Here is a 19,404-nt window from a genome sequence, read left to right as displayed (position 1 = left end):
TATCAGGGTTCAAAACCCTGATAGGGTTGGTAGTAGTGGTTTTACTCGTACAAAAAAGCAGTCAAAGGGCTAGAAGCTACCGCTTGTTTGTATTGTTGCCCCAGTTTTGCTTCAAATGCTTTTCGTCCAGCGATTACGGCTTCTTTAAAAGCTTCAGCCATTAATTTTGGATTTCCGGCTACAGCAATTGCGGTGTTGACTAATACTGCATGGGCTCCCATCTCCATTGCTTTTGCAGCATCGGATGGAGCGCTAATACCAGCGTCAATAATTACCGGAACCAAACTCTGTTCGATGATTATTTCAAGAAAATCTATAGTTTTCAATCCTTTGTTACTTCCAATTGGTGAACCTAAAGGCATTACAGCTGCTGTTCCTGCGTTTTCTAAATGTTTGCATAAAACTGGATCGGCATGGATATACGGCAAAACAATGAATCCTAATTTTGCCAATTCTTCAGTCGCTTTCAGAGTTTCAATGGGATCGGGCATTAAGTATTTCGGGTCCGGATGAATTTCAAGTTTTAACCAATTGGTTTCCAAAGCCTCTCTGGCGAGTTGCGCTGCAAAAATCGCCTCCTTGGCATTTCGTGCTCCTGAAGTGTTGGGTAATAAATTAATTCGAGGATGCTTTAAATGATTTAAAATAGCATCAGTGTCGGTTTCTAAATCAATCCTTTTTAAAGCCACTGTTACCAATTCGCTTTCGGAAGCTAGAATTGCTTCTTCCATTTCTATATTGGAACCAAATTTTCCAGTTCCTAAAAATAGCCTGGACTCTAGTATTCTGTCTCCTATCTTAAACAATGACGTTGCCATATAAGTTGTAGTTAAGTTGTGTAATGAGTTCTTGTTTGTTGTCACTTTTGGTAATAACACCCGAAACTGCGACACCATGAATTCCCGTTTTCATTAGAGTGTTAACATCTCCCAATGTAATGCCACCAATGGCATAAACTGGTATTTCAATTTGAGCCTGTTCCATTTGGGTAATTATGGAGCGATAACCTTCTATTCCAAGTATCGGACTGAGATTATCCTTGGTTTTTGTGTGTTGGAAAGGTCCTAATCCAATATAATCACAGCCATTATTTGTCTGACGGATTATGTCTTCAAAGGTGTTTGCTGTCGCCCCGATGATTTTTGTTTTGCCGAGAATAGCTCGCGCTTCTGCAATCTTCATATCCGAAAGACCAAGATGAACACCGTCTGCATTAATTTTTTCGGCTAAATGAACATCGTCGTTAATAATGAAATTAGCAAGATATTCGTCGCACAGGAATTTTACGGCTTCAGCCAATGCCAATGCTTTTTTAGGTTTTTGATGTTTGAATCGCATTTGTATCCAATCACACCCATTATCCAGAGCTTGGTGAATGTTATACAGTTGTTCTTCGACGTTTTCTCCTTGAGAAATGTATTGTAGTTTGTTATACATGATGGAATCCTAGTTTAGTTGGGTTAGACAGTAAATAGTTTTCAGTATATGCTTTTGCATTTTCACAAGCCGTTTTTAGGTTTTGTTCCAATGCAAGATTGGCTGTAATTGCTGAGGATAGCACACAACCTGAGCCGTGTTTTTCATAACATTCGGTTGTTTTTGGCAGATATGTATAAATGTTATTTGTAGTAAATAGATAATCGACTCCAATTTCATCACTGTTATGTCCGCCTTTTAGTAAAATTGGACAATAATCAGAATAGAATTTTGCTATCTTTTGCGGGTCTTTTTCTTCAGGATTAAAATGTTTGATTTCGTTGTAATTTGGAGTAATCAACACAATTTGTTGCAGGATTTTGATCAAAGTCTCCTGATTTTCTATGGACAAAAAATCAAATTCGGTTGAAGATTTCAAAATTGGATCCCAAATAATTTTGATTGATGGTGAATGCTTTTTTAGGCAAAAAACAATTTGTTTCAAATAATCCAATGATGGTACAATGCCAATTTTTAAAGCACTGATGGTATAACCGTCCAAAAGGGTTGTTATGGATTCCAAAACAAAATCGATAGGAGTCCATTGGATTTTATGGAACGCCTTTTCGGTTTGTATGGTGTTGGCCGTGTTGATGGCAAAACCATACACTTTATGCTGCTCAAAGGTTTTGGCATCCGCCAAAACTCCTGCGCCACCCGAAGGATCAAATCCTGCGATAGTTAAAACGATTGGACGATTTTTTGACATGATTTAAAATTTTCGATGGGATTGTTTTGATTCCAAATGATTCCAAGCAAGGCTACATAATCAAAACCGTTTTGTAATGTTTGCTCTGTGTTTTTTGATTCTATTCCACCCAAAGCGATTAGTTTTGTGGCATGATTAGTCCTGTTTTTAATGACTTCAAACCAATTTGTTTTTGAAGAATAATTTTCTTTGGAAATACTTGGGTAAATAGGACTCAAAAAAGCATATTCAAACACGTGATCCAAAGCATTGAAATCTTCCATACTATGAACCGAAGTCGATAAATGGAAACCTTTTGTTTTGTATGTTTCAAAAGCTGATTTTTCGAATATTGTTACTGTTTTTTTTCTTTCGCTTTCGCTAAAGTGAATTCGATTTATACCAAATGACGAAGTCAAATGATGATGGCTGTGCAAAACCAATTGTCCTCTTAAATCCGATTTTATTTCCGACAAGTATGATCTCATTTCTGCGGCAGATAAATCAGGTTTGCGAATATGAAGCAACTCCAATCCATTCCCAAAAAGAGAATGAATGGTGTCGATTTCATTGGCTATCGAAACTGGATTTGTGATTACAATCATAATCTATTTTCTTAGATATAAATTTCTTTACCCTGTTCAATAAACTCTTCTGATTTTGCAGCCATACCTTTTTCGGCTTCGGCGACATCACGAATTTCCTGTGATATTTTCATGGAACAGAATTTAGGCCCGCACATCGAGCAGAAGTGTGCTACTTTGGCGCCATCTGCCGGTAATGTTTCGTCATGGAATTCTCGGGCAGTATCTGGATCCAGTGATAAATTGAACTGGTCTTCCCAACGGAATTCAAAACGCGCTTTGCTTAAGGCGTTGTCGCGATATTGTGAACCTGGATGGCCTTTGGCTAAGTCGGCGGCGTGTGCGGCAATTTTATAGGTAATCACTCCGTCTTTGACATCTTTTTTGTTGGGTAGTCCTAAGTGTTCTTTTGGCGTAACATAGCATAACATTGCACAGCCGTACCAACCAATCATCGCGGCACCAATGGCAGAAGTGATGTGATCGTAACCTGGAGCTATATCTGTTGTTAATGGGCCTAAAGTGTAAAAAGGTGCTTCATCACAATGTTCCAATTGTTTGTCCATGTTTTCTTTAATCATGTGCATTGGAACGTGGCCGGGACCTTCGATGAATACCTGAACATCATGTTTCCAAGCTACTTTTGTCAGTTCTCCTAGTGTTTCCAATTCAGCGAATTGTGCGGCATCATTGGCATCGGCGATAGAGCCTGGACGCAAACCGTCTCCAAGAGAGAAAGCGACATCGTATTGCTTCATGATTTCGCAAATGTCTTCAAAGTGTGTGTAAAGAAAATTTTCTTTATGATGAAACAAACACCATTTGGCCATGATAGAACCACCGCGGGATACAATTCCAGTTACGCGGTCGGCTGTTAGGTGAATGTAGCGCAATAGTACTCCTGCGTGAATGGTGAAATAGGAAACTCCTTGTTCGGCTTGTTCGATAAGAGTATCTCGGAATACTTCCCAAGTCAGGTCTTCTGCAATTCCGTTTACTTTTTCAAGAGCTTGATAAATAGGAACTGTTCCAATTGGTACTGGAGAGTTACGAATAATCCATTCTCTTGTTTCATGAATATTTTTACCTGTAGATAAATCCATAATGGTATCCGCTCCCCAACGACAAGCCCAAACGGCTTTTTCTACTTCTTCCTCGATACTGGAAGTCACGGCACTGTTTCCAATATTAGCGTTTATTTTTACCAAGAAATTACGTCCCACAATCATAGGTTCGCTTTCGGGATGGTTGATATTGTTAGGGATAATGGCACGACCTCTGGCTACTTCACTACGAACAAATTCGGGGGTGATTTTGCTTTTTGGGGTGTATGCTCCAAAACTATGTCCTTGATGTTGGCATTGCATCGCTTTAGATTGCTCGTTCAATTGTTCGATGCGCTGGTTTTCACGAATGGCGATGTATTCCATTTCGGGAGTGATGATGCCTTGTTTTGCGTAGTACAATTGAGAAACATTGGCTCCTTTTTTGGCACGCATTGGTTTGTGTAGATATTCGAAACGTAAGTCGTTTAGTTTTTCGTCATTCAAACGAGATTTTCCGTATTCAGAGGAGATTTCGGTCAGTTCTTCTACGTCATTGCGGTCTAGTATCCATTTTTCACGTATGCGAGGCAATCCTTTTCGGATGTCAATTTCGATATTTTGATCAGTGAAAGGACCTGAAGTGTCGTAAACAGTTACAGGAGGATTTTTTTCTATTCTTCCATTGGACATTTTAGTGTCGGCTAGGGAGATTTCACGCATAGCAACTTTTATCGGGTGGATTTCTCCTTCGATATATACTTTTTTTGAATTTGGAAACGGAGTTCTTGAGATTTTTTCTTCGTTGTTCATTGGTCTGTAGTTTATATTTTGAAAAGTTTTTTTGTTTAAAAATCGAATGCTCTTGGTTTGGTGCGTCCGCGTGAGGGATAGAAGCTAGCTACCGAAGTAGCGCGGATAGCCCGACAGCATTAGGGAAAGGGGGCGAATAAGCGTAAAGATTGGTAGCCCCCTTTTTCTAATGGTGGCACGCCCACATGATCTTTTGCGTACTTATGCGGCAAATGGGCGCAAGTATTTTACCCGCCTTGTGTGGCAGAAATAATTAGAATGTCGTCTGTTGTGTTGAGGAAATGCGAATTCCAATCGGATTTTGGAATTACGGTATTGTTAATGGCTAGGGCGATTCCGTTTTGTTTTTCGGGAATTTCTATGTCTAAAAGTGCTTGTACAGTGAGACTGTCAAGGGGGAATTGTTTGGTTTGATTGTTGATTTTTAGCTCCATTCCTTTTTGAATTTAGTATAGGTTATACTTTAGGAATGGCTACAAGTGTACACAAAATGGTACATGGAAGTCATCTTACTTTTTCCTACGCTAGTATGAACTAGATCAGGTTCGAGGGTAAAGTCTCAGCCTACAATTTTGTAGACACCCCTAAAGTGTGAAGCAAATGTATATAATTTATTATAAATAAGTACGTATGTGATTGTTTTTTAACCAAAAAGCATGCTAAAGTTATTTTTAGCATGCTTTTTTATTTTTGTATAATTTAAAATTGAACCTTTGATTGAACTTCTATTAAGTGTTTTTACTATTCGTAAAAATATTGTGTAGTGAATGTAGTTGGGATATTATTACTATTGGTATCGTTGTATTTTCTCTCTTTTAAAAAATTGTTGGCATCATAAGATAAAATATAGTTTATTGTTTTGTCAGGTTGGGCTGTGAAATGAATGCCATCTGTTGTGCTTTCAAAGGAAATTGTTCTTTTAATGATATTGTTTAAGGATGAGGTATCGCTGAATTCAATTTTATTAAGTCCTAAAATGTTTGAATCAGGATTTTTTTTATTGTCATATTCATAAACATAAGTGTTTTTAACAGTAGTGTTTGTAGTTCCGTTAAAATAGGTGTATGTATTAATTTCTTTTGTCAAATTGCCATTTGCAAAAGTATATGTAGTACTGTTAGTTTTTGTTTCTATCTCTGTATTTGGATCTGTGCTATATCTTTCCTCTAAAATCGTTCCATCAGAATTGTGTGTGTAAACTGTTCTCAATTTATGGTTAGTTGTAACTCCAGTTGATATACTTAGATAGTTTTCAATACTGCTTTTGAGATTGTTATTTTGATAAGTATAGTCGATGGTACCAATGATTGTATTTCCTTTGTAGCTTGTTACTGTGCTAATTTGGTCGCCTGTGTAAGTATAAACAAATTTATTGCCATCAGAATAAGCTATCTCTGAAATTTTATTGCCATCGTAGGTAAAGATACCAGTGTAGGTATTCGCGCCATCTGTTGTAATAATTTTGTTAAGAAGGATTGTTTTTTGTTGATTTTGAGAATCATCATCTTTCGTACACGATGCAATAGACAATAAAAAAATACTTAAAAGAGTAATTGTTTTTTTCATAAAAAAAAATATTTTTTAGCAAAAATAGTCTTTTTTGTAAAAAAAACACGTGTATTGTAGCTGAATACGGCTTATTGTTTGCTTCTTTTCCAGCAATCGGCTACGTGGTCATCAACCATTCCGGTGGCCTGCATATGGGCATACACTACGGTTGAACCGACAAACTTGAATCCGTGCTTTTTTAAATCCTTGCTAATGGCATCGGAAAGGGGAGTGGTGGCTTGTACTTCGCTGAGGCTTTTTCGGTTGTTTATAATAGGTTTTCCGTCTACAAAACCCCAGATGTATTTGGAAAAATTGCCGTATTCTTCTTGAATTTTTATGAAGGCTATGGCATTGGAAACGGCGGAATACACCTTGAGTTTGTTTCGGATGATACCTGGATCTTGTAGTAAATCCTGAATTTTATCTTCGGAATAGGTGGCTATTTTTTTATAGTCGAAATTGTCAAAAGCTTTGCGGAAATTTTCTCTTTTGTTTAATATGGTAATCCAGCTTAATCCAGCTTGAAATGTTTCTAAGAGTAAGAATTCGAAAAGTTTTTGGTCGTCATAAACAGGAACGCCCCATTCTTCGTCGTGGTATTTTTGGTATAATTCACTGGAATTGCACCAAGCACATCTTGTGAGTTCTGTTTTCATTATTTATTAATATCCCAGTGGTAGCCTTTTACGGTTGGAATATAGGCTGCTCCGTTATTAAGTATTAATTCGGTGTATATTTTTTTGTTATACTTGATGCCGATGGCACCACCTGATACGTAAGTTTTGTTTTTCTTGAAGACAAAAATCATGGTGTCATTTTCGAATTCTGCATCCGATACTTTTTCGACAAGCCAAGTGGAACCCCAATTGAAATATAATTTGTTTGGACCAACACAGGTTACGTGTTTTATCAGATCTACTGCTTGTTTTGGAAATTTATATTCTTCAATAAGTTCTTTTTTGGAGTATGATTTTCCTACTTGGCCATTCCTAAGTAAATTTCTTAAAGGTGAGTTGATAACAACTTCTGCATCTTTCTCGGTTGGCGCTGTAGTCACAACAATTTGTTCTACATTAATGCTGTTGTTTTGAATATTTTCTTGTTCCGAGGTTTGGGAGGCTGGAATTTGTCTTTGTATAGCTGCTGCTAAACCTGAATCTGAATCAGAATCATTCTCTGTCTCTTCTGTTTCTGTGATTACAGCTTCATCTTGAGCTTTTGTTTCTGTATTTGTAGCCGCTGTTTCTGTTTTGATATTTGAAGTCTGGGTGTAATTTGTTTCTATTTCTTCTATTCCTTCTGGCTCATTTTTTCCACAACTAATTAGTGAAGCGAGAAAGATAAATGAAAATATTTTTTTAAAGTTATTCATGAGTAGGGTGTTATGATGCTAAATTACTCAAATTTAAACTTTTTTTAAAATCTTAATCAAAAGAATTGTTGAAAAGAGAAAAAAAAATCCCAAACAGTGAATGTATGGGATTTGATTTTTAGGGAAATATGTTTGGACTCTATATCTAGTATATTTGTTTTACACCTTTAGCATTGTCGAAAACATAACTAACTAACCAAGCAATTTGACCTTGTTTTGCAAAGAAAATCTTTTTGCTTTGAATGTTAGGAATAACTTCAAGAGAAGTTTCCAAAAGATTGAAAGCTGCGATTAAGTATTTTTGTTGGTAAGTGTTTAATACTTTTTTCATTTCAACATTACTTTCTGCACTTGTTACAAATCTTTGATAATTGTTTTCTGCAATTGTTCTAATAGATAAGATATCATCATATTGGATTTGAGTAAAGTTTTCTTCTGCTTTAGCTCCATTTAAAAGTGTGTAAAAAGCCCAAGCTGCACCGCCAGAGATGTAAACATTGCTTTTGTCTTGTGATTCAGCTCTGCTTGTATACATTTTTTTGAAACTCTCTCTCATTGTAGGTAAATAGTCAAACAAGTTTTCGTTGAATTCGAAAACAGTTTTTTGTTTACATTTTTTATTGATGATTTCAGTCAAAGTTACAGTTCCAAGATCACATGAAATTGGAAAAAATACAGATGCGTCGTTAATGTCTTTGGCATAACCTCCTTTAGTATTTCCTCCACCTATGTCAATAATTACAGAATTTAAATAGTTTTTAGGTGGGATACAACCTCTCAAAAGCAATTTAGCTTCAAGTGAAGAGGAGATGATTTCTATTTTTTTATTTGTCAACTCTTTTATTTTTACAACTAAATCATTAGTATTTGTCGCAAGACCAACACCTGAAGAAGCTACAATAAAAATATTTTTGTCTTCAATCTTGTATTCACTAAGCATTTTTTTATAGTTGTTGTAAACTACTCCTCCTGCTTTGTCGATGTCTTCTTTTAATAGAGTACCGTCTATTCCGATACCAGCTGCTATTCCTACGTTTTCAGTCCAAAACTCCTTTACATCGTAGGTGTTTCTTTTAATACTTTCAACTTGAAGAACGGTCATTTTGATACCTTTACTTCCAATTTCTATTCCTCCATAAAGTTGCGCCTGTGCTGTGTAGGTAAAGATTAGGCCTATTATTAAATAGTAAATTTTTTCTTTCATAATTATTGTTATTTGGGGTTAATGCTGATTGCAAATCTATATTAAAAATCTATAAATTCCTTTTTTTTAGTGTTTTTTTTGAATAACTTTTTTTTTAACCAAAAATGTTTTAGAAATGTTATGAAATTATTATGTTTTTTAACTACCTGATTGTTGGTTGATTGAAAAAAAAATCTATTTTTGCCAAAATGAATAAATTATTTGCCCCAAAAACAAATTAATTATGATAAAAAAATACCTCAACAATTTTAAAGATTTTCCAAAAGAGATTTGGATACTTACTTTAATTACATTCATCAACAGAGCAGGGACTATGGTTATTCCCTTTCTCTCAAAGTACATGAAAGAAAATTTAGAATTCACTTACAGTCAAATTGGCTGGGTGATGGTTTTCTTTGGAGTCGGTTCTATAATTGGAACTTGGCTTAGTGGTAAATTATCTGATAAGATCGGCTTTTATAAAGTTATGGTCTTTAGTCTATTTGCTAGTGGTATCGTGTTTATTTTGTTGCAATATGCAACAACTTTTGAAGAACTCTGTATTGGTATACTTGTATTGACTACTATTGCCGATATGTTTAGACCTGCAATGTTGGTGTGTCTAAAGACATTTACCACAAAAGAAAATAGAGCTCGTGCCTATTCATTAACCCGTGCAGCGATTAACTTAGGATTCCTTTTTGGACCAGTTCTAGGAGGGTTGATTATTATGCAATTGGGATATGAGTATATATTTTATGTTGATGGTGCAACCTGTATCTTGGCGATAATTGTTTTCATGTTTTTTGTGAAAGAAAAGAAATTGCCTGTGAAATTGAAAAAACATCATGAAAAAGCTTTCAAGAAGGTTTCAGTTATGAAAGACAAGCCTTTTATGCTTCACTTAGTGATATGTTTGATAACTGGAATTTTATTTTTCCAGATTTTTACAACTTTACCTTTGTATCATAAAGAGCGATTTAATATGTCAGAATTTGATAGTGGATTGCTTTTGAGTTTAAATGGATTGCTTATTTTGCTTTTTGAACTTCCTATTGTGAATTATGTGAGTAAGAATAAGATAAACAACCATAAAGTAATTTCTTTAGGCTTATTGCTTATGGCAACTAGTTTTTTACTTCTATTGTTCCCTTGGGAAGCTATTTTAATCCCTATGATGCTTTTTATGACTTGTGGAGTAATGTTGACTTTTCCATTTGCTAATTCATTCGCAATGGAGAGATCTAATGAAATGCAAGAAGGTAAGTATATGGCAGCTTTTACCATGAGTTATAGTTTTGCACATATTTTAAGCGCTAAAACCGGTATGGAAATTATTCAGAATTCTGGCTATGAGTCCAATTGGATGTTTATGACTGTTCTTGGTGTAGCGGGTACTTTGCTTGTTTTCAAGCTGTCTAAGATGGTTGAGAAAGAAGAATTGAAAGATAGGATGATACCGGTAGAAAGCAACGAGAGCAATAGCCCGGTTTTGTCGGATAAATAATTTTACTTATATTGAATACTATATAATTAACTATTTTTAAAGTAGTTAGAGTAAATGGAATGATTTAAAACAGTAGTAAACTTTTGTTTACTGCTGTTTTTTTTGCTTTAGGACTTATGTTACTTTTTTTTGTTGATGCTTTGTTAAGAGTTATTAATTGTTTTTAGAATACTAGATCATATCAGTTTTTTTGTTTGTTCTGAAAACTTATTTTAAAACGATTAAGTAAAGGCATAAAAAAATCCCATTTCGTGAAGAAATGGGATTTTATGAGTAAACGAAAATCTGTAATTAGATATCGTTGATGTAATCTAATTGATTATCCTAAAGTAACTCTTTTGAAACCTGTAATTTCAACATTGAATCCTTTAACGTAATCACCAACTTTTTTACTGTCATCTTTGATGAAGTTTTGATCTAATAAGGCTTTCTCTTGATCTAAAGTAGTGTTGTCAGAGATGAAACGTTGAACTTTTCCTGGGATAATTTTATCCCAAATTTGTTCTGGTTTACCTTCAGCTTTTAATTCAGCTTTAGCATCTTCTTCAGCTTGTTTGATAACTTCTTCAGTTAATTGAGAGTAAGAAATATATTTAGGAACATTTTTTAAAGTTTTTCCTAAACGTTTTGCTTCTTCATTTTCTTTTTCGATTATAGCAATACGAGCAGCAAGTTCAGAAGCAACGAAAGCTGGATCAAAATCTTTGTAAGATAATGTATCAGCTCCCATAGAAGCAACTTGCATAGAGATGTCTTTAGTTAAAACGTCACCATTAGCAATTGGTGCAGAAATTGCAGTTAATGCAGCAATTTTGTTAACGTGAACGTAAGATCCAACGAAAGCACCTTCTAAGATTTCAAAACCACCGATTTCGATTTTTTCACCGATAACACCAGTTTGCTCGATTAATTTTTCAGCAACAGTAATTCCGTTGAAATCTGAAGCTAAAAATTCTTCTTTAGAAGAGAAGTTAATAGCTCTTTCTACTAATTCTTTAGCCAAAGTTACGAAAGCCTCATTTTTACCTACGAAATCTGTTTCGCAGTTTAAAGTGATGATAGCTCCTTTAGTTTTGTCAGCATTAATAAAAGAAACAGCAGCTCCCTCACTAGACTCACGGTCAGAACGGTTAGCAGCAACTTTTTGTCCTTTTTCTCTAAGGTTTTGTATAGCTTTATCGAAATCTCCTTCAGCTTCAACTAAAGCTTTTTTACAGTCCATCATTCCGGCACCTGTAGTTTGTCTTAATTTATTTACGTCTGCAGCAGTAATTGTTGCCATAATATAATGTGTTTAATGTTATAAAAGTAAAAATTCCAATTTTTAAATCCCAAATTCCAATTTTATTAAATTATCAACATACTGTTTCTAATTTTTTATGGAATTTGGAATTTAAAATTGGAATTTAAAATTTGATTTATTCTTCAGTTGCTGGAGCTACAGGAGCTTCAACTGCTGGAGCTTCAGCTACAGGAGCTTCAGTTTCAGCAACAACTTCAGTAGCATCAGTTTCTTTATCAGAAGTTCTATTTGCAAGACCATCGATAATTGAAGCAGTTACTAAAGATAAAATTTTATCAATTGATTTAGAAGCATCATCATTTGCAGGGATAACATAATCTACTTCACGTGGATCAGAGTTTGTATCAACCATTGCAAAAACTGGAATGTTTAATTTTTGAGCTTCTTTTATTGCGATGTGTTCAGCTTTGATATCTACTACGAACAATGCTGCAGGAAGTCTAGACATATCTGCGATTGAACCTAAGTTTTTCTCTAGTTTAGCACGAAGACGATCAACTTGTAAACGCTCTTTTTTAGAAAGGGTCATGAATGTACCATCTTTCTTCATTTTATCAATAGTAGCCATTTTTTTAACAGCTTTACGGATAGTTACGAAGTTAGTTAGCATTCCACCAGGCCATCTTTCAGTGATGTAAGGCATGTTTGCAGCTTTTGCTTTATCAGCAACGATGTCTTTTGCTTGTTTCTTGGTAGCAACAAATAATATTTTTCTACCTGATGCAGCGATTTTTTTCAAAGCGTCATTAGCTTCTTCAATTTTTGCTGCAGTTTTATATAGATTGATAATGTGTATACCATTACGCTCCATATAAATGTAAGGAGCCATATTTGGATCCCATTTTCTAGTCATGTGTCCAAAATGAACACCTGCTTCTAGTAATTCTTTTACTTCTACTTTGTTTGACATTTTTTTGTACTAGTTTACGTTCTGTTGATTAGCAATGTATAAATGGCGAAAATTCGGCTAAATACATTTAGATGCTAAACTAATTTCCAACCTCGGTCGGACAACAACAACATTGTTTTAAATTTTTTAATACATTCTAGAGTGTCTTGTATGAATAATACAAGACAGGCAATATTAACGTTTAGAGAATTGGAATCTCTTACGAGCTTTCTTCTGACCGAATTTCTTACGTTCAACCATTCTTGGGTCTCTAGTTAATAAACCTTCTGGTTTCAAGATAGCTCTGTTTTCAGCATTTACTTCACACATAACGCGTGCCAATGCCATTCTTACAGCTTCTGCTTGTCCAGTTGAACCACCTCCATAAACGTTTACTTTTACGTCAAAGTTAGATGCGTTTTCTGTCATAGACATTGGTTGCAAAACTTTGTACTGTAAAGTAGCAGTTGGGAAATAAGTTGCGAATGGTTTTTTGTTTACAACGATAACTCCTGTTCCTTCAGAAACATAAACACGTGCAACAGCGGTCTTTCTTCTACCGATTTTGTGAATAACTCCCATTACTTAAGATCGTTTAGGTTAACAGTTCTAGGTTTTTGAGCTCCTTGTTTGTGCTCAGACCCTACAACAACATTTAAATTTCTAAAAAGTTCAGCCCCTAATTTGTTTTTAGGTAACATTCCTTTTACAGCTTTTTCTACTAGTAATGCAGGATTTTTCGATTGCAATACTTTAGCAGTTAAACTTCTTTGTCCTCCAGGGTAACCAGTGTGACGGATGTATGTTTTTTCATCCATTTTGTTACCTGTTAGGTTAATTTTTTCTGAGTTGATAACAATTACGTTATCTCCACAGTCCACGTGTGGCGTATAACTTGGCTTGTACTTACCTCTTAAAATCATAGCGACTTTTGAAGCAAGACGACCTAAGTTATGACCGTCAGCATCTACAACAATCCATTCTTTTGTAGAATTGGCTTTTGTTGTTGAAATTGTCTTGTAGCTTAATGCGTTCACAATAATATATTTTAATTAAACATTCCATCCCCAATAAAGGGGTTGCAAAAGTACAATTAATTATTTTAAATACAAATAGCTTATTTGAATATTTTTTTGTTGGATTCCTGCTGATTATCAAATATATATTTGAATTGTGTCAAATACCATTTAGTTTGAGATTCATTTTTTTAAAATAATTTACTGGAATATTTTTTTTGATGTTGCATTTTTTTTGTAATTTTCGCTTTTAACCTTTCAAATGCCTGTTAAATTTTATATATTTAGTAAAAATTTAGCATCTTTTGTTTAATCCCTTGTCATTTTAATTTTTTAACGACTCTTAATATAGTACCAAATACCATTCTCCAATGAAAGCAAAAGCAACATTAAAACAAATTGCAAAAGAACTTAATGTTTCGGTATCAACTGTTTCTAAGGCACTTAATGATAGTCCAGAAATAAGCGAGCAAACAAAAATTAGAATTAAAGAATATGCAAAATTAAAAAATTACAAACCCAATGTTATCGGTTTGAATCTTAAAAACAGAAAAACTAAAACGATTGGAGTTATCATACCTAATATATTAAACTCATTTTTCGCCAAAGTTTTTAGTGGTATTGAGAAAGTGGCCGATGAAAAAGGTTACAATGTTATTATGTGTATTTCCAATGAGTCGCTTGAAAAAGAAGCCCATACTCTTGAAATGTTGAGTAATGGCACTATTGATGGATTTGTTTTGTCAATTTCTGAAGAAGCACAAAAATTACATGATTACAGTCATTTTACTTCTATTATAAATGATGGTACACCAATTGTGATGTTTGACAGAACCACAGACGAAGTAGAATGTGATAAAGTTATTGTAGATGATTTTGATTCAGGACATAATGCAACACAGCATTTAATTGATTTAGGGTGTAAAAATATTGCCCTAATTTCATCTGTGGATAATTTGAGTGTTGGTAAATTAAGAGCTGAAGGTTATTTGAAAGCTTTAAAAGATAATAATATAGGAATAAACGAGAATATTATTATCAGAACAGATTCCGAAATGGATCTTATTGATAAAATTACTGACTTGTATTCGAATAATCTTGTGGACGGTGTTTTTGCATTAGATGAAAACGATTCGGTTGCAGCTTTAAAAGTGGGGGCCAAAAAAGGATACAAAATTCCAAAAGATCTTAAAATTATTGGTTTTGCCGATGGAATTCTGGCATCAAGAAGGTTGTCGCCAAGTCTGACAACTGTTAGTCAACACGGAATTGACATTGGTGAAGTTGCCGTGAAATTGCTAATTGACAGATTGGAATCAAATGAAGAACACAAACCTTATGAAACCGTTGTAATCAAAACAAAATTAAAGGAAAGAGAATCTACTAAATAATAAAAAAGCTTCTTTAATATAATTGTAAAAAAAGGCAATCGTGAAAAATTTCGATTGCCTTTTTTTATTCTCAAAAAGAAATATTGTTCTCTAGAACATTATTTCTTTTTTCCACCACCTTTGCTCGGTTTTGAATCGTATGAGTTGACTGTTTTTTCAACTTTTTTCACATCGCTGGTTTTAACTGGTTTTGTCTGTTTAACCGGTTTGTATTTCTGTTTGTGATTTGAATTTTCTTTCCAAGGATCGTCTCCGTCAAAATCAAAATCATTAAAACTTCCTATTAATCTAATACTATTGGGTAAAGTAATAGCGGTAGTCCATCTGGTGCCATTTAGATATGTATATCTCTTAGTAACAGGATTAAAATACACATTAGATTCTGGGTAATATCTGTATTTCTTTTTTACACCATGTGCTTGTGCATGAGCAGGTGGATTTTGGGCGCTGACAGCATAGGTGCCCGCTCCGATAAAAAATGCAAAAAACAAAATAATCGTTTTAATCGTTCTTTTCATAATGAGATTTTTTGGTTAGTACAATGGTTTATAAATCAAAAGATTAAAGTTAATGAATAGTTATAGATATTTTTGTTTTTTATAGGGAAATTTTGCTAAAATGATCTCTTAGGTACATATTTCAGGTAGAATTAAAGTGTCACTAATCAATTTTAGACATGAAAATATTAAAAAGATAATTCTATTTTTTCATAAACGATTGCAAATAATTAATCGTAGATGTACTGTAAAGCCGTCCAATAGGTAAAACTTTATTTTTGATAGTTACTGAACGGCTGTTGAATTGGGTGACTTTTTTCAAGGGAATCAAAAAGGAGCGATGAATTCTGTAGAATAAGCCTTCGGGTAATTTCTCGATCATTTCTGTAATGGATTGATGTGTTTTGAAACAATCGCTTTCGGTATGGATGAGCAGATAATTGCCTTGCGATTCAAAATAATCAATTTCGTGCAGATACAATTTAAGTGTTTTTCTTTCGCACTTGACAAAAATAAAAGGACGCTCAGTTTTTGCTTGTGTTAATTGTTCAAATTCCTGATTCGTTTTTTGAATTTTACAATATTTATGTATTGCTTTCGAAAAACGTTCCAAAGAAATTGGTTTCAATAAATAATCAATTGCTTCCAACTCGAATCCTTCTACTGCATGTTGCGGATTGGCAGTCGTAAAAATGACTCCGATATCTTTCGGTAATGATTTTGCAAATTCGATCCCTGATTTTCCAGGTAAATTAATATCCAAAAAAAGTAAATCTATTTTTTGTGTCTTCAAAAAATTCGAAGCATTGTTTGTACTCATGAATTTTCCCTTCAAATCCAAAAAATCAAATTTAGCAATATGCATTTCCAGTAATATTGATGCAGGAAGCTCGTCTTCTATAATGATACAATTGATTCTATTAGTGGTCATTTATTTTTATTTTTAAAGAAACAAAAAAGGAATCTACTTCATTTTTGATGGTCAAAATATGTTTGTTTGGATAAAGCAATTCCAATCGTCTTTTGACATTAGTTATACCAACACCACTGTATGGGTTTTCTAAATTTTTATTTTTCGAAAAGTCAGGGGGTAAACTATTTTCAATTTTAATTACTAGCCATTCTTCTGAAGTAGTAATCGAAATGGTAATCCATGCTTGGGAATTGGCGTCATCTAAGCAGTATTTAAAACTGTTTTCAATAAAAGGAAGGATTAAGAAAGGCTCGATGACTTGATTTTCCATAATTCTATTAGTGCTGAAACTGAGTTCTAGTCGGTTGTCAAATCGCAATTGTTGCAACGAAATGTAGTTTTTTAAATATTCAATTTCTTTTTCTAAAGGAATGTATTTGGTGTTTGCCTCATAAACTGAATATCGAAGAAAATCAGAAATCTTAAGAACAATATCTGCAGAATCATCAGATTTACTTAGAATTCTAGAATATAAACTATTGAGTACATTAAATAAAAAATGAGGATGGAACTGATTTCGCAATGAAAACAATTCGGCTTGCAATTTCTCGGAAAGTATCGATTGAACCCTGTTTTTTTCTTCGGCAAGGTAATAGACGAGCTTTATTGCAAGAGGTATTGTAACAACAAATTGTAATTTAATAACATTATATAGGTAAACGGGTGCCGATAATAATGGTTCAGATTTCCATTCGGTTAAATAGAAAGCAATAATAATGTGGTTGTCAATTAACCGCTGAATGAAGGCAAAGAAAAGGATTGAAAACAGGTAGGTAAAAATGAAGAGTGCTTTTCTTTTTTTAAAGAATATAAGAGGCATCGCTATTTCTACAATCAGTAAAACAAACAATATTTTAGGAATTACACTATAGCATTCATTGGACAATGCTCTCCAAAAATCGGCGGTTGGTAAACCTTGAATTAGACTGAACAGTAAGATATATCCCAGCCAATAGATTGTATACATTTTTATTTTTTGGGATGTGCTTCCTGAATATATAGTTAGATCATTCATTCTCGAATTTATTTCTGAAATGTAAAGCTAAGGGTTTTGTTTTAGAATCTAAATTGATCTGTTGCAGAAAACGTTTTTCTGATTTAAACGACACAAATGATTTTAAATGGTTGTTTGCAATACAAATCATGTTGTTTAAATAAGTGGCTTTTTGATAATCGAAAAGTGAAATATCTTTCGCAGACTATTAAAACCCATAAACAACTATTATGAAGAAAACAGCTTTAATTTTAATGCTAATGTTTGGTTTTTCTTTGGTAGCAAATGCCAAAAATACCGAAGTCTATCCCACTAATTGGTGGGTAGGAATGAAGACTAATTCAATACAATTACTTATTCGAAGTACAGATGATTCTTTTATTACGGATAAAGTAGGAATTAATTATCCTGGAATAACCGTTGTAAAGACTTATTCTTTTCCAAACCAAAAATATATTGCGATAGATATCGTCATTTCGCCAGAGGCAGTTGCTGGAGATGTAATTATTGAATTGAACCAAAAAGGAGGGAAGCAAAAAATAAAATGGCCACTTTATAATCGAAGATCGGGTAATGGAACACAATATGCACAAGGGGTTACATCTAGTGATTTTATTGATTTAATTATGGTGGATCGTTTCAGTAACGGTGATGTTACTAATGATCAGGTAAAAGGTATGAGAGATCAATCCCTTAATCGAAAAGATATGTCCGATCGTCATGGCGGTGATTTGCAAGGCGTGATCAATAATCTGGATTATATCCAAGGGCTTGGTGTTACTACATTATGGTTTACTCCAATTATGGAAAATGATATGGAAAAAAGAACCGAACACGGATATGCCATTACCAATCATTATAAAATTGATAAAAGATATGGCGACGAGGCGTTGTATCTGAAGTTGGGTGATCAATTACATAAAAGAGGGATGAAGCTTATTTTTGATGCGGTCTACAATCATATCGGATCGTTTCATTTTTTAGAATTAGATCCTCCAGCCAATGATTGGGTACATCGCTGGCCAACCTATACGCAAACCAATTTCAGAGAAATTACTTTGTTTGACCCGTACGGCACAAAATCAGATAAAAAAAGAATGAGTGATGGCTGGTTTGATACGATAATGCCAGACATCAATCACGATAATCCATTTATGGCCAATTTCATTATTCAAAATTGTATTTGGTATATTGAAAAGTTTGGTATTGACGGAATTCGTCTCGATACCTATACTTATAATGATTTGGATTTTGCAAATCGTTGCAACAAAGCGATTATGGATGAGTTTCCTAAAATGACTCTTTTTGGAGAAATAATGGTTCATGGTGTCGCTAATCAGGCGTATTTTGAGCAAAATAATATGGATGTGAGTTTCAAAAGCAATTTGCCATCCGTTGTTGATTTTCAAGCTTTGTATTACGGAATTATCCCCGCTTTGACTGAGCCTTTCGGATGGAAAGAAGGTGTAAACAGAATGTATTATACTTTGAGCAGCGATTATTTGAGTAAGAACCCAATGCAAAAAGTATTGCTGTTGGATAATCATGACGAACCACGTTTTTTCTCAGTAGTCGGAGAGAATGTAGAAAAGCAAAAAATGGGATTTCAATGGTTGCTGACCTGCAGGGGAATTCCGCAGCTGTATTATGGATCCGAAGTGTTGATGAAAGGATTTAAAGCTCCTGATGTTTTGGTTCGTGCTGATTTTCCTGGTGGTTGGAAAGGAGATTCCAAAAATGCATTTACTGGAAAAGGAATGACAGATGATGAAAAATCTACACAGGATTTAGTTCGTAAACTGGGAAATTTCAGGAAAAACTCTTCTGCACTTAAAACGGGAAAAATGATGCATTATGTTCCTGTTGATGGATTGTATGTTTATTTCAGATATGATGAAAATCAAACTATAATGTGTGTTATGAATACAAGCAATTCTGAAAAAGAAATTGATTTTCAAAAGTATGATGAAAGAACTACTGGTTTTACCTCTGCAAAAAATGTTATTACAGAGGAGGGATTAAATACTTCGAATAAGACTTCTATTCCTGCGATGAAAATGTGGGTGTTGGAACTGAAATAACAGGGAAGAGACAGCCTATTTTTTTATTTTGTAATAAAATATA

At 34.1% G+C, this 19,404-nt stretch carries 20 protein-coding genes and 1 riboswitch; of the genes, 3 read left to right on the top strand and 17 right to left on the bottom strand.

Features of this window, described 5'->3' with window-relative positions; translation table 11 throughout:
- Positions 1–41 precede the first annotated feature (41 nt).
- The 10 genes from AC1DY0_RS04925 to AC1DY0_RS04880 all read right to left on the bottom strand — a co-directional run bounded on the left by AC1DY0_RS04925 (position 42) and on the right by AC1DY0_RS04880 (position 8,731).
- A complete protein-coding gene (locus AC1DY0_RS04925) occupies positions 42–818 on the bottom strand; it encodes a thiazole synthase (protein ID WP_477187544.1) in 777 nt (258 codons plus the stop codon).
- A complete protein-coding gene (locus AC1DY0_RS04920) occupies positions 799–1,437 on the bottom strand; it encodes a thiamine phosphate synthase (RefSeq protein WP_477187543.1) in 639 nt (212 codons plus the stop codon). Before AC1DY0_RS04920 ends, AC1DY0_RS04925 begins: the two co-directional genes overlap by 20 nt.
- Positions 1,430–2,185, bottom strand: coding sequence for a hydroxymethylpyrimidine/phosphomethylpyrimidine kinase (locus tag AC1DY0_RS04915; protein ID WP_477187542.1), 756 nt, complete (start codon positions 2,183–2,185; stop codon positions 1,430–1,432). Before AC1DY0_RS04915 ends, AC1DY0_RS04920 begins: the two co-directional genes overlap by 8 nt.
- Positions 2,158–2,769 carry a thiamine phosphate synthase gene (locus tag AC1DY0_RS04910; RefSeq protein ID WP_477187541.1) on the bottom strand — a complete coding sequence of 204 codons (612 nt, stop codon included), beginning with the start codon at positions 2,767–2,769 and terminating at the stop codon, positions 2,158–2,160. Before AC1DY0_RS04910 ends, AC1DY0_RS04915 begins: the two co-directional genes overlap by 28 nt.
- An 11-nt stretch (positions 2,770–2,780) precedes the next feature.
- Positions 2,781–4,604, bottom strand: a complete 1,824-nt coding sequence (gene thiC / locus AC1DY0_RS04905; RefSeq protein WP_477187540.1) for a phosphomethylpyrimidine synthase ThiC — start codon at positions 4,602–4,604, stop codon at positions 2,781–2,783.
- Between the two features lie 227 nt (positions 4,605–4,831).
- Complete coding sequence (gene thiS / locus AC1DY0_RS04900) at positions 4,832–5,038, bottom strand: sulfur carrier protein ThiS (protein WP_477187539.1); 207 nt, start codon at positions 5,036–5,038, stop codon at positions 4,832–4,834.
- Between the two features lie 65 nt (positions 5,039–5,103).
- A riboswitch (TPP riboswitch) is annotated at positions 5,104–5,200 on the bottom strand.
- A gap of 145 nt (positions 5,201–5,345) precedes the next feature.
- Positions 5,346–6,170 (bottom strand): hypothetical protein, encoded by an 825-nt coding sequence (locus tag AC1DY0_RS04895; protein WP_477187538.1) that lies wholly within the window; start codon positions 6,168–6,170, stop codon positions 5,346–5,348.
- A gap of 71 nt (positions 6,171–6,241) precedes the next feature.
- Complete coding sequence (locus AC1DY0_RS04890; protein WP_477187537.1) at positions 6,242–6,811, bottom strand: DNA-3-methyladenine glycosylase I; 570 nt, start codon at positions 6,809–6,811, stop codon at positions 6,242–6,244.
- Complete coding sequence (locus AC1DY0_RS04885; protein WP_477187536.1) at positions 6,811–7,527, bottom strand: hypothetical protein; 717 nt, start codon at positions 7,525–7,527, stop codon at positions 6,811–6,813. Before AC1DY0_RS04885 ends, AC1DY0_RS04890 begins: the two co-directional genes overlap by 1 nt.
- 145 nt (positions 7,528–7,672) lie before the next feature.
- Positions 7,673–8,731, bottom strand: a complete 1,059-nt coding sequence (locus AC1DY0_RS04880) for a Ppx/GppA phosphatase family protein (RefSeq protein ID WP_477187535.1) — start codon at positions 8,729–8,731, stop codon at positions 7,673–7,675.
- 223 nt (positions 8,732–8,954) lie between these two features.
- Between AC1DY0_RS04880 and AC1DY0_RS04875 the strand changes: the two genes are divergently transcribed.
- A complete protein-coding gene (locus AC1DY0_RS04875) occupies positions 8,955–10,217 on the top strand; it encodes an MFS transporter (RefSeq protein ID WP_477187534.1) in 1,263 nt (420 codons plus the stop codon).
- A gap of 319 nt (positions 10,218–10,536) precedes the next feature.
- Here the strand turns inward: AC1DY0_RS04875 and tsf are convergent, their stop codons facing one another.
- From tsf to rplM, 4 genes are all read right to left on the bottom strand, one after another.
- Positions 10,537–11,499 (bottom strand): translation elongation factor Ts, encoded by a 963-nt coding sequence (gene tsf / locus AC1DY0_RS04870; protein WP_116796238.1) that lies wholly within the window; start codon positions 11,497–11,499, stop codon positions 10,537–10,539.
- 136 nt (positions 11,500–11,635) lie between these two features.
- The gene (gene rpsB / locus AC1DY0_RS04865; RefSeq protein WP_477187533.1) at positions 11,636–12,430 is read right to left on the bottom strand and encodes a 30S ribosomal protein S2; all 795 of its coding nucleotides are present in this window, start codon (positions 12,428–12,430) and stop codon (positions 11,636–11,638) included.
- Positions 12,431–12,604: 174 nt separating this feature from the next.
- Positions 12,605–12,991 (bottom strand): 30S ribosomal protein S9, encoded by a 387-nt coding sequence (gene rpsI, locus AC1DY0_RS04860; protein WP_077371473.1) that lies wholly within the window; start codon positions 12,989–12,991, stop codon positions 12,605–12,607.
- Complete coding sequence (rplM, locus tag AC1DY0_RS04855) at positions 12,991–13,446, bottom strand: 50S ribosomal protein L13 (RefSeq protein ID WP_326400300.1); 456 nt, start codon at positions 13,444–13,446, stop codon at positions 12,991–12,993. The genes rpsI and rplM overlap by 1 nt, the downstream gene beginning before the upstream one ends.
- Before the next feature lie 350 nt (positions 13,447–13,796).
- Between rplM and AC1DY0_RS04850 the strand changes: the two genes are divergently transcribed.
- On the top strand, positions 13,797–14,816 hold the full coding sequence (locus AC1DY0_RS04850) for a LacI family DNA-binding transcriptional regulator (protein WP_477187532.1): 1,020 nt from the start codon (positions 13,797–13,799) through the stop codon (positions 14,814–14,816).
- Between the two features lie 98 nt (positions 14,817–14,914).
- Here the strand turns inward: AC1DY0_RS04850 and AC1DY0_RS04845 are convergent, their stop codons facing one another.
- From AC1DY0_RS04845 to AC1DY0_RS04835, 3 genes are all read right to left on the bottom strand, one after another.
- Positions 14,915–15,334 (bottom strand): hypothetical protein, encoded by a 420-nt coding sequence (locus AC1DY0_RS04845; RefSeq protein WP_477187531.1) that lies wholly within the window; start codon positions 15,332–15,334, stop codon positions 14,915–14,917.
- A 181-nt stretch (positions 15,335–15,515) separates the two neighbouring features.
- Entirely contained in the window at positions 15,516–16,244 is a 729-nt protein-coding gene (locus tag AC1DY0_RS04840; protein WP_477187530.1) for a LytR/AlgR family response regulator transcription factor, read from the bottom strand.
- A complete protein-coding gene (locus tag AC1DY0_RS04835) occupies positions 16,234–17,253 on the bottom strand; it encodes a sensor histidine kinase (protein ID WP_477187529.1) in 1,020 nt (339 codons plus the stop codon). The genes AC1DY0_RS04840 and AC1DY0_RS04835 overlap by 11 nt, the downstream gene beginning before the upstream one ends.
- Positions 17,254–17,510: 257 nt before the next feature.
- Here AC1DY0_RS04835 and AC1DY0_RS04830 point away from each other — a divergent pair, with 257 nt between their 5' ends.
- Positions 17,511–19,361 (top strand): alpha-amylase family glycosyl hydrolase, encoded by a 1,851-nt coding sequence (locus AC1DY0_RS04830; protein ID WP_477187528.1) that lies wholly within the window; start codon positions 17,511–17,513, stop codon positions 19,359–19,361.
- Positions 19,362–19,404: the final 43 nt, after the last annotated feature.

It is taken from the genome of Flavobacterium sp. P1_E4, from assembly GCF_056405915.1.
The sequence above is the reverse complement of the archived record's forward strand: the minus strand, read 5'-3'. Positions and strand labels throughout refer to the sequence as shown.

Bases quoted from the DNA above. Each gene is read 5' to 3' on its own strand.
- AC1DY0_RS04925 (WP_477187544.1), bottom strand. From the start codon at position 818: ATGGCAACGTCATTGTTTAAGATAGGAGACAGAATACTAGAGTCCAGG.
- AC1DY0_RS04920 (WP_477187543.1), bottom strand. From the start codon at position 1,437: ATGTATAACAAACTACAATACATTTCTCAAGGAGAAAACGTCGAAGAA.
- AC1DY0_RS04915 (WP_477187542.1), bottom strand. From the start codon at position 2,185: ATGTCAAAAAATCGTCCAATCGTTTTAACTATCGCAGGATTTGATCCT.
- AC1DY0_RS04910 (WP_477187541.1), bottom strand. From the start codon at position 2,769: ATGATTGTAATCACAAATCCAGTTTCGATAGCCAATGAAATCGACACC.
- thiC (WP_477187540.1), bottom strand. From the start codon at position 4,604: ATGAACAACGAAGAAAAAATCTCAAGAACTCCGTTTCCAAATTCAAAA.
- thiS (WP_477187539.1), bottom strand. From the start codon at position 5,038: ATGGAGCTAAAAATCAACAATCAAACCAAACAATTCCCCCTTGACAGT.
- AC1DY0_RS04895 (WP_477187538.1), bottom strand. From the start codon at position 6,170: ATGAAAAAAACAATTACTCTTTTAAGTATTTTTTTATTGTCTATTGCA.
- AC1DY0_RS04890 (WP_477187537.1), bottom strand. From the start codon at position 6,811: ATGAAAACAGAACTCACAAGATGTGCTTGGTGCAATTCCAGTGAATTA.
- AC1DY0_RS04885 (WP_477187536.1), bottom strand. From the start codon at position 7,527: ATGAATAACTTTAAAAAAATATTTTCATTTATCTTTCTCGCTTCACTA.
- AC1DY0_RS04880 (WP_477187535.1), bottom strand. From the start codon at position 8,731: ATGAAAGAAAAAATTTACTATTTAATAATAGGCCTAATCTTTACCTAC.
- AC1DY0_RS04875 (WP_477187534.1), top strand. From the start codon at position 8,955: ATGATAAAAAAATACCTCAACAATTTTAAAGATTTTCCAAAAGAGATT.
- tsf (WP_116796238.1), bottom strand. From the start codon at position 11,499: ATGGCAACAATTACTGCTGCAGACGTAAATAAATTAAGACAAACTACA.
- rpsB (WP_477187533.1), bottom strand. From the start codon at position 12,430: ATGTCAAACAAAGTAGAAGTAAAAGAATTACTAGAAGCAGGTGTTCAT.
- rpsI (WP_077371473.1), bottom strand. From the start codon at position 12,991: ATGGGAGTTATTCACAAAATCGGTAGAAGAAAGACCGCTGTTGCACGT.
- AC1DY0_RS04850 (WP_477187532.1), top strand. From the start codon at position 13,797: ATGAAAGCAAAAGCAACATTAAAACAAATTGCAAAAGAACTTAATGTT.
- AC1DY0_RS04845 (WP_477187531.1), bottom strand. From the start codon at position 15,334: ATGAAAAGAACGATTAAAACGATTATTTTGTTTTTTGCATTTTTTATC.
- AC1DY0_RS04840 (WP_477187530.1), bottom strand. From the start codon at position 16,244: ATGACCACTAATAGAATCAATTGTATCATTATAGAAGACGAGCTTCCT.
- AC1DY0_RS04835 (WP_477187529.1), bottom strand. From the start codon at position 17,253: ATGTATACAATCTATTGGCTGGGATATATCTTACTGTTCAGTCTAATT.
- AC1DY0_RS04830 (WP_477187528.1), top strand. From the start codon at position 17,511: ATGAAGAAAACAGCTTTAATTTTAATGCTAATGTTTGGTTTTTCTTTG.